This is a genomic window from Stenotrophomonas sp. YJH_SMC_80 (genome assembly GCF_059372495.1).
The window spans coordinates 124,404-133,518 of the sequence record NZ_JCAFVP010000005.1 but is presented as its reverse complement, the minus strand read 5'-3'; the positions used below and the strand labels follow the sequence as shown (position 1 = coordinate 133,518).

Annotated in this window: 11 protein-coding genes; 8 read left to right on the top strand and 3 right to left on the bottom strand. The window is 68.6% G+C overall.

Going from position 1 to position 9,115, the window contains the following annotated elements:
* Positions 1 to 53: 53 nt before the first annotated feature.
* The 3 genes from AC5P99_RS11005 to murU all read left to right on the top strand — a co-directional run bounded on the left by AC5P99_RS11005 (position 54) and on the right by murU (position 2,120).
* Complete coding sequence (locus AC5P99_RS11005) at positions 54 to 323, top strand: GlsB/YeaQ/YmgE family stress response membrane protein (protein WP_005408411.1); 270 nt, start codon at positions 54 to 56, stop codon at positions 321 to 323.
* A gap of 64 nt (positions 324 to 387) precedes the next feature.
* On the top strand, positions 388 to 1,413 hold the full coding sequence (locus AC5P99_RS11000) for an aminoglycoside phosphotransferase family protein (protein ID WP_495213157.1): 1,026 nt from the start codon (positions 388 to 390) through the stop codon (positions 1,411 to 1,413).
* Positions 1,410 to 2,120: an N-acetylmuramate alpha-1-phosphate uridylyltransferase MurU gene (murU, locus tag AC5P99_RS10995; RefSeq protein ID WP_495213156.1), complete on the top strand. Its 711-nt coding sequence runs from the start codon at positions 1,410 to 1,412 to the stop codon at positions 2,118 to 2,120. Before AC5P99_RS11000 ends, murU begins: the two co-directional genes overlap by 4 nt.
* 487 nt (positions 2,121 to 2,607) lie before the next feature.
* Here murU and hda read toward each other — a convergent pair whose 3' ends face one another.
* Genes hda through AC5P99_RS10980 form a run of 3 tightly spaced genes read right to left on the bottom strand, consistent with a single transcriptional unit; the run spans position 2,608 to position 5,620 of the window.
* A complete protein-coding gene (hda, locus tag AC5P99_RS10990) occupies positions 2,608 to 3,315 on the bottom strand; it encodes a DnaA regulatory inactivator Hda (RefSeq protein WP_005408408.1) in 708 nt (235 codons plus the stop codon).
* On the bottom strand, positions 3,315 to 4,484 hold the full coding sequence (locus tag AC5P99_RS10985) for an AI-2E family transporter (RefSeq protein ID WP_495213155.1): 1,170 nt from the start codon (positions 4,482 to 4,484) through the stop codon (positions 3,315 to 3,317). The genes hda and AC5P99_RS10985 overlap by 1 nt, the downstream gene beginning before the upstream one ends.
* Positions 4,481 to 5,620, bottom strand: a complete 1,140-nt coding sequence (locus AC5P99_RS10980; RefSeq protein WP_495213154.1) for a DUF2066 domain-containing protein — start codon at positions 5,618 to 5,620, stop codon at positions 4,481 to 4,483. Before AC5P99_RS10980 ends, AC5P99_RS10985 begins: the two co-directional genes overlap by 4 nt.
* Positions 5,621 to 5,719: 99 nt before the next feature.
* Here AC5P99_RS10980 and purM point away from each other — a divergent pair, with 99 nt between their 5' ends.
* Genes purM through purN form a run of 5 tightly spaced genes read left to right on the top strand, consistent with a single transcriptional unit; the run spans position 5,720 to position 9,069 of the window.
* Positions 5,720 to 6,778 (top strand): phosphoribosylformylglycinamidine cyclo-ligase, encoded by a 1,059-nt coding sequence (purM, locus tag AC5P99_RS10975; RefSeq protein WP_043034199.1) that lies wholly within the window; start codon positions 5,720 to 5,722, stop codon positions 6,776 to 6,778.
* 23 nt (positions 6,779 to 6,801) lie between these two features.
* Positions 6,802 to 7,290, top strand: coding sequence for a hypothetical protein (locus AC5P99_RS10970; protein WP_049451048.1), 489 nt, complete (start codon positions 6,802 to 6,804; stop codon positions 7,288 to 7,290).
* Entirely contained in the window at positions 7,287 to 7,709 is a 423-nt protein-coding gene (locus tag AC5P99_RS10965; protein ID WP_049451049.1) for a hypothetical protein, read from the top strand. Before AC5P99_RS10970 ends, AC5P99_RS10965 begins: the two co-directional genes overlap by 4 nt.
* A gap of 41 nt (positions 7,710 to 7,750) precedes the next feature.
* Positions 7,751 to 8,413, top strand: coding sequence for a DUF2238 domain-containing protein (locus AC5P99_RS10960; protein WP_049451050.1), 663 nt, complete (start codon positions 7,751 to 7,753; stop codon positions 8,411 to 8,413).
* Positions 8,410 to 9,069 (top strand): phosphoribosylglycinamide formyltransferase, encoded by a 660-nt coding sequence (gene purN / locus AC5P99_RS10955; protein ID WP_005412505.1) that lies wholly within the window; start codon positions 8,410 to 8,412, stop codon positions 9,067 to 9,069. Before AC5P99_RS10960 ends, purN begins: the two co-directional genes overlap by 4 nt.
* Positions 9,070 to 9,115: the final 46 nt, after the last annotated feature.

Genomic DNA, 9,115 nt, shown 5'->3' with positions numbered 1-9,115 from the left:
GGACGCAGCCAGGCCTTGCTAGGCTGCGTCCACCCTTGGCGGAAATCGCGCGCATGAATGGTCTGTTCGGCAGCAGCAGCTGGCTCTACATCATCCTGGTCGGCTTCTTCGTCGGCCTGCTCGGGCGTTTCTTCATGCCCGGCAACAACCGCATGGGCTGCCTGCTGACCATCGTGCTGGGCATCCTTGGCGCCCTGGTGGCCGGCTGGTTCGGCCAGTACATGGGCTGGTACGCCCCCGGTGAGCCGGCCGGTTTCCTCGGTGCGGTAGTGGGTGCGGTGGCCGTGCTGGCCGTGCTGCGCCTGTTCAGCGGCCGTCGCTGACCCCGTCCCTCCTTCCCTTCCTGTTCCCGACGTTGGCGCGCCCGGCGCGCCCGGATATGCCTGCATGACCGAACCCGCCTCCGATCCCCAGCGCAGCGCGCAGCGCCTGCAGTGGGCCCGTACCCAGCTTGATGATGCCAACGCGGTGGTCGAACGCGCCTCGGTCGATGCCGGCATGCGCAGTTACTGGCGCACCACCAGCACGCGCGGCAGCCACATCGTGATGGATGCCCCGCCGAGGCTGGAAGATCCGAGGCCGTGGCTGCGCATGCGCGGCCTGCTGCACGACAACGGCCTGCGCGTGCCCATGCTGCTGGCGCAGGATCTGGATGCCGGCTTCCTGCTGCTGGAAGATCTCGGCGGCCCGACCCTGGCCAGGATCCTCGACGAGCGCAATGCCGATGAATGGTTCGGCCGTTCGATCGAACAGCTGCTGCGCCTGCAGGCGATCCCGGTGCCGGCCGACTTCGGCCAGTTTGGCGAGGCGCTGCTGCAGCGCGATGCCGGCCTGTTCGACGAATGGTTCCTGCAGCGCCACCTGAACCTGGAGCTGGACTGCGGCGAGATCGAAGGGCTGCAGCTGGTACACCGCCGCTTGATGGACAACGCGCTGGGCCAGGCCCAGCTGATGACCCATCGCGACTACATGCCGCGCAACTTGATGCCGGTCGACGATGGCCCCGCAGTGCTGGATTTCCAGGACCTGGTGCGCGGCCCGATCGCCTACGATGCGGTGAGCCTGTTCAAGGACGCCTTCCTGAGCTGGCCACTGCAACGCGTGGACGAATGGCTGGCGCAGTACCACGAGCGCGCCCGCGACGCCGGCCTGCCGGTGCCCGACCGCGCCACCTTCCTGCGCGATGCCGACTGGATGGGCATCCAGCGCCACGTGAAGATCCTGGGCCTGTTCTGCCGGCTGCGTTACCGCGACAACAAGGGCCATTACCTCGACGACGCACCGCGCTTCATCACCTATCTGGATGAAGTGCTGCCGCGCTATCGGGAACTGGCACCGCTGCAGCAGCTGCTGGACGAGCGCATCAAGCCGGCGCTGGCCGAGCTGGGTGCACCGATGCGCGTGGCCCGATGAAGGCGCTGGTCTTTGCCGCCGGCCTCGGCGAGCGCATGCGCCCGCTGACCCTGCACACGCCCAAGCCGCTGCTGGAAGTGGCTGGCAAGCCGTTGATCGTCTGGCACCTGGAACGCCTGGCCGCACTCGGCGTGCGCGAGGTGGTGGTCAACACCGCATGGCTGGCCGAACAGTTCCCGGCGACGCTGGGCGATGGCAGCCAATGGGGCCTGCACCTGCATTTCCTGTACGAAGGAGCGACCCCGCTGGAGACCGGCGGTGGCATCCTCAACGCCCTGCCGGTGCTGGGCGATGCCCCGTTCCTGGTGGTGAACGGCGACATCTGGACCGATTTCGATTTCGCCACGCTGCCGCGCGAGCCGCGGGGCCAGGCGCACCTGGTGCTGGTCGACAATCCGGTTCAGCACGCGGACGGTGACTACCGCCTCGATACGCAGGGGGTGCTGCACCACGATCGCGAAGGACCGTGCCTGACCTATGCCGGCATCGGCGTGTACCGTCCTTCGATCGTGGCCGACTGGCGCACGGTGATCGGCGATGCCCCGGGCAGCGAGCGGCTGCCGCCGAAGTTCTCGGTGGTGCCGCTGCAGAAGCATTTCATGGCGCAGGGGTTGATGACGGGGCAGCACCATCGCGGGCGCTGGACCGATGTCGGCACCGTGGATCGGCTGCGCGCGCTGGATGCTGAGTTGGCGGCGAACGGCTGAGCCCCTCGTGGCTGGACTCATTGAAAGCAGAAGCCGTGCTTGGCCGGTCGGGGTGGGCTGCGCAGGGGACGCTGCAAGTACGTCCATGTAAGCTCGGTCGCCGCATCCATGCGGCTCACGCCCCTGCGCAGCCCACCCCGACCGGCCTCTGACAGTTTCCGTGCGCGTCCAGCCACGGAAAAGAAAAAAGAAAAGCAAAAGCGGGTCGCTTCGCTGCGCTTGCTCTGGTGACGACCAAGGTCGACACCCACCAACAGCAGTCAGCAGTGCAGTACGCAGTCCCGGCAGATCGCGGGAACCTGTCGAAGGCGGGGTGGATCCGGTTGCGGGGGCGTGAGCCGCATGGATGCGGCGACCGAGCTTACATGGACGTACTTGCAGCGTCCCCCGCAACCGGATCCACCCCGCCATCCCCACGGATAGCCAGCTTTTGACGTTGACGTTGCTTCTGCGGGTGCAGGGCGCAGCCCTGCAAACAAACCCACCCTCAGTAGCGGGGCCGGCCTTCTTCCAGCACCTGGCGCAGGAACGGCACGGTGATCCGCCGCTTCGCCGCCAGCGACTCGCGGTCCAGCCAGTCCAGCAGCGTGATCAACCCACCCAGCTCGCGCCCGGTGTGCGACAGCAGCCACTCGATGGATGCCTCGTCGATCGCCAGGCCGCGTCGCAGCGCGCGTTCGCGCAGCACCGCTGCCCGCCCCTCCTCATCCAGCGGCTGCAGCAGCACGCGCACGCACTGGCCCAGCCGTGAACGCAGGTCCGGCAGCACCAGGCCCAGCGCTTCCGGGGCCTTCTGCGCCGTGTACAGCACGGTCACGCCTGCAGCGCGCGCGCGGTTGTGGAAATCGAACAGCGCGATCTCGTCGTCGCGGTTGCCGGCAACCTCGTCCAGGCCGTCCAGCGCCACCAGCTCGCGCGCCTCCAGCCCATCCAGCGCCGCACGCACGCGGCCGGCGGCACTGGCCAGCGGCACATAGGTCGGCAGGCGCCCTGCCTGCTCGGCGCTGGAACACATCGCCAGCGCCTGGTGGGTCTTGCCCGTGCCCGCCGCACCTTCCAGGTAGACCCAATCGTGGCTGGCACCCACCGCGATCGCGCGCAGCTGCGCCAGCGCGCCATCCGGCGCGCCGATGAAGGTCTCCAGGCGCTGGTCCCGCGGGTAATGCAGGGCCAGCGGCAGTTGCGGCACACCCATCACTTCAGGTCGGGGCCTTTTTCGTTCGGAACGATGATATGGGGCGCATCGACCATGCCGTCAAGCACGATTGCCGGCTTCTCGCCCACGTACAGCTCGCTCTGGCGGTAACGCTGGTGCGCGTAGCGCAGCAGCACGTTGGTCACCGCCGCCACCGGCAGCGCCAGCAGCATGCCGAGGAAGCCGAACAGCTGGCCGCCGGCCATCACCGCGAAGATCACCGCCACCGGGTGCAGGCCGATCTTGTCGCCGACGATGCGCGGGGTCAGTACGTAGCTCTCCAGCAGCTGGCCCACGGTGAACACCACGCCGACCAGGATCAGCAGCTTCAGGTCGAAGCCCTGTGCCTGCACCAGCGCGGCGATCACCGCCATCAGCACGCCGGTGGTCGCGCCCAGGTACGGGATGAAACTGATCAGACCGGCAATCAGGCCGATCAGCAGGCCCAGCTTGAGGCCGACCAGCGACAGGCCGCCGGCATAGATCACGCCCAGTGCCAGCATCACCAGGAACTGGCCACGGATGAACGCACCCAGCACCTCGTTGGACTCACGCGCCAACGCGCTGATGGTGCCAATGTGGTTGCGCGGAATCACCGAGGCCACGCGCTCGACCAGCTTGTCCCAATCACGCAGGAAGTAGAACGCCAGGATCGGCAGCAGCAGGATGTTGACCACCCAGGTCACCATCGCGAAGCCGGAGCGCGAGACGTAGCCCATGAACGTGGTGGCGAAGCCGCCGGCCTGCTGCCAGTGGCTGCGCACCCATTCGATCAGGCGGTCCGGGTCCAGCCACTGCATCACTTCCAGGCCGGTCTTCTGCTCGAACCAGGGAATCCCCTTCTCCATCAGCCACGCCTGTGCCTGCGGGGCAACCGCGATCAGGGTGGTGATCTGGCGCTCGATCATCGGTACCAGCACCAGCAGCAGCGCCACGATCACCAGCACCATCGCCGCGAACACCAGCACCACGCCGGTCATGCGCGAGCGGCCGGTGGCCTCGATGCGGTCCACCAGCGGGTCGCCCAGCCAGGCCAGCGCCAGCGCCAGCACGAACGGGGTCAGGATCGGCGCCAGCAGCCACACCACCCAGCCGAACAGGCCGGCGAACAGGATGTATTTCAGGCGGCGCAGGAACTGCGCGATTTCCGCTTCCGGGGTCAGAGTCATCGCAGGCGGTACTCGTTGCTGACCGGGGCGGCCACCGGGGTACCGTTGGTGTCGTCGATCGGAGCGGGCAGGGCCGGCAGCGGAGCGCTCGGCGCCAGCACGCCGTTGTCGCCCAGCATGCGGTTGAAGCCGGCCAGGCCGGTGGTCATCTCCAGGTTCAGCTCCAGCTGGCCAGCCGAGGCATGCAGGGGGGTGACATTGCGCACCACCGGCACCTCGCGCAGGCCAGCGGCCAGACGCAGGTAGTCGTCGGCGCTGTTGATGCCGGTGACCACCACACGGTAGGTCCCGGCCTGACCGACGGCGGCGCCGGCCTTGGCATAGCGTTTGACCAGCGCATCGGCGGCGCCGTCGGCACCGGCCGCCATCGCGCGCATGGCGTTGGCGTCCTTGCTGGTCCACTTGTTCAGTTCACGGCCGTTGTCGACGAACACCCAGTCCGCCTGCCAGCCGCCATTGGCGCGGTACAACTTGCCGATCAGCTGCATCGGCGGCGAGTAGCGCGAGGAGGCACGGGCCACGGCGGCACTGTCCTGGCGCCAGATCGCACCCGCCAGCGCCTGTTCGGCGGCGCCACCACTGGGCAGGCCCAGCTTGTAGCCGCGCTCGATGGCGCGGTTCAGCAACGGCCGGGCGGCGTTGGCCTGCTGCACGCTGACCAGGCGCGGGCCGCTGCCATCGTCGACGGCCAGCCACAGCACCGGCTTCGGTCGCGGCTGCGGCCACAGCGGCAGGCCCAGCGCCGACACCAGCGAGTCGACATCATCCTCGCGGAAGCGGGCCACCAGCAGGGTACGGAAGCTGGGGGCGCCACTGGCGCCCACGCTCTGGTCCTGCTTGTAGTCGTAGCTGGCCACGTAGTCCTTGGCGTTGCGCAGCGCCTGCACCACGCCGGGGCGGGACATCACGCTGCGGTCGCCGGACAGCTTGCCCAGTACCACGCTCAGGGCGCGGGCCAGGGCGCCGTTGCGATCGGCCTCGGCTTGGCTGTTGACGGGCACTTCGGCCTCGTACGCGCCACTGGCGGTGGCGACATCACCCTCGGTGCGAAGGCCGCTCTGGGCCATCGTGGCCACCGGCAGGCTCAGCGCAAGGAGCAGGGTCAGAATCAGGCTGCGGCGCATCAGGACATCCATTGGCTCGACGTATCCGGGGGAATTGTTGCCCGAATACGGCCTTTGCGCCAATGCGGCCTGTTAAAATCGCCCGTTCAACCCCTGCCAGCGCCGACGCCCGTGACCAACACCCCGTCTTCCGCCCCCTCCCCCCTCACCTACCGTGACGCGGGGGTCGACATCGACGCCGGCAATGCGCTGGTCGAGCGGATCAAGCCCCTGGTCAAGCGCAGCTTCCGCCCGGAAGTGATGGGCGGCCTGGGTGGCTTCGGTGCCCTGTTCGACCTGTCCAACAAGTACCGCGAGCCGGTGCTGGTGTCGGGTACCGACGGCGTGGGCACCAAGCTGAAGCTGGCCCACCAGCTGAACCGCCACGATACGATCGGCATCGACCTGGTCGCCATGTGCGTGAACGACGTGCTGGTGCAGGGCGCCGAACCGCTGTTCTTCCTGGACTACTTCGCCACCGGCAAGCTGGACATCGACACCGCCGCAGCGGTCGTGGGCGGCATCGCCAACGGCTGCACCGAGGCCGGCTGTGCGCTGATCGGCGGCGAAACCGCTGAAATGCCCGACATGTACGCCCCCGGCGAATACGACCTGGCCGGCTTCACGGTCGCCGCGGTGGAGAAGAGCGAGCTGAAGGACGGCGCCAGCGTGGCCGCCGGCGACGTGCTGATCGGCATCGCCTCCTCCGGCCCGCACTCCAACGGCTACTCGCTGGTGCGCCGCATCTACGACCGCGCCGGTCGCCCGGCCGATCTGGAGCTGGAAGGCGGCGTGAAGCTGGTCGATGCGCTGATGGCACCGACCCGCCTCTATGTGAAGCCGATCCTGTCGCTGCTGAAGTCGCACGGCGAGGCCATCCATGGCATGGCCCACATCACCGGCGGCGGCCTGACCGAGAACATCATCCGCGTAGTGCCCGACGGCCTCGGCCTGGACATCCAGGCGTCGTCATGGGCCCTGCCGCCGGTGTTCCAGTGGCTGCAGAAGGAAGGCGCGGTGGCCGACAGCGAGATGTGGCGCACCTTCAACTGCGGCATCGGCTTCGTGCTGATCGTCGCAGCGGACCAGGTGGCTGCCGTTTCCGATGCAGTCAAGGCGCAGGGCCTGGAGCACTGGACCATCGGCCAGGTGGTCACCGCCGAAGGCGCCGAACGCGTCCACATCGGCTGACGCCGGCAACCCAGGAGCCCCGCATGGACGCAACGCCCCCTTTGTCGCCCGCCCCCGTGCCGCCGCCGCTGGCGACGGTACCGCCGTTCAGCGCGCAGGATGCCGACCACCTGCGCATGCTGGCCATCGCACACTACGTGGTCGGTGGCCTGATCGTGCTGTTCTCGCTGATCTTCATCCTGCACATCGTGATCGGCATCGCCGCGTTGACCGGCAGCCTGCCGATGAAGTCCGGCGGCGAGCCCTCCTCGCTGGAGGAACAGCGCCTGATGGGCTGGGTGTTCACGGTTCTCGGCTGCGTCGTCGTGCTCGGTGGCATCACGCTGGGCGCGTTCGTGGCCTATGCCGGCCGCTGCCTGTCCCGCCGCCGTCGCCATCTGCTGTGCCTGATCGCGGCTGGCCTGGCTTGCCTGTTCACGCCGGTCGGCACGGTGCTGGGGGTGTTCAGCCTGATCACCCTGCTGCGCCCGCAGGTCAAGGCCGCCTTCGACCTTCCCGCCGCGACCGCATGACCGCCTCCGGCAATCCACCGCCGCTGCCGCATCAGACCCTGGCGCAGCTGCAGCTGACCAGCCATCTGCAGACACTGAGAGTGCTGTTCTACGCCCTGGCCGGTTTCCACTGGGTCGCCGCAGTGGCGTTCCTCGGCCTCAGCGGCTGGGTGGCCCAGTCGCGCGGGTTGGAGGATGCCTGGATGCTGACCACGGTCTATGCGTCCATCGCCGTGCTGGCCGCCGTGCTGGGGTTCGTGCAGCTGCACACCGCGCGCCAGCTGTCACGTCGCACCGGGCTGGCCTGGTGCCAGCACGCGGCGTGGCTGGGCGTGCTGGCTGGACCACTGGGCATGGCGTTGGCCGCCTATGCCTGGGTGTTCCTGTCCAAGCCGGAAATGGCTGCGCTGTTCGACCGCGGTGATCACCTCAGTGCCTGAACCTGGCGGCAGACGCCGCGCCCTATCCTGATCGATTTCCCATGTCCGCGCCTGCCCTCCCGACGTCTGCTTCGCCCACCACCCGCCGCTTCCCGGGCCCGAAGAAGTGGGCTTTCGCCGCCGTACTGGCGGTCTTCGCGATCAGCTGGATCCACCCGCTGTGGCCCACCGAGCAGGCCCTGCACAGCACGCTGACCGTGGTCGGTCTGGCCGCGCTGCTGTGGGTCGACCGCCGCGGCGGCTGGCTGGGCAACGGCGCCTTCATCGCCATCTGCGGCTTCATCGCCCTGCACTGCGTGGCGGCGCGCTGGCTGTATTCCAACGTGCCCTACGACGCTTGGGCGCAGATGCTGACCGGCTGGTCGCCGAATGCGGCCTTCGGCTGGCAGCGCAACCATTTCGACCGCCTCATCCACTTCCTGTTCGGCGTCTGCTTCACTCCCGCACTGCTGCAGCTGGCCCGTCACGCGTGGCCGGCGCTGCGCCTGGGCCAGGCCTTCACCCTGGCAGTGATGACGGTGATGTGTGCCAGCCTGGTCTACGAATGGTTCGAATGGGCCATCGCGCTGGCGCTGTCGCCGGATGCCGCCGAAGCCTACAACGGCCAGCAGGGTGACATGTGGGATGCGCATGCCGACATGCTGATGGCGACCGTCGGCAGCCTGCTGACCTGGCCTCTGATCCGCCGGAGTTGCCTGCAATGACCGCCCCAACCCGCATCGCTGTGCTCGCCTCGGGCCGCGGCAGCAACCTGCAGGCCATCCTCGACGCGATCGGCAGCGGCCGCCTGCCGGCCGAGGTGGTCGGCGTGTTCTCCGACCGCCCCGCCGCAGAGGCCCTGCTGCGTGTCGATGCCGGCCTGCGCTGGGCGCATGCACCGAAGGAATTCAGCGACCGCGCCAGCTACGAGCAGGCGCTCGGCGATGCGCTTGCCGCGGTACAGCCGGACTGGATCGTCTGTGCCGGCTACATGCGCATCCTTGGTCCGGCCTTCGTGCAGCGTTTCGATGGCCGCCTGGTCAACATCCACCCGTCGCTGCTGCCGCTGCACAAGGGCCTGGACACCCACGCGCGGGCGCTGCAGGCCGGTGACGCCGAGCATGGCGCCAGCGTGCACCTGGTGGTCCCCGAACTGGATGCCGGCGCGGTCCTGGCGCAGGCCCGCGTGCCGGTGCGGCCCGGCGATGACGCGCAGGCGCTGGCCGCACGCGTGCTTGCGGTGGAGCATCCGCTGCTGATCGCCACACTGCAGCTGCTGTGCGAGGGCCGCCTGGCTGAACGGGAGGGTCAGCCCTGGCTGGACGGTCACCCCCTGTTTAGCCCCTTGGCCCTAGATTCCGCCGGAAACCTGAACCGGTAACGCTCTTGCACACGCCCCGCTGACTGCGGGGCTGGCATCCTGCCCC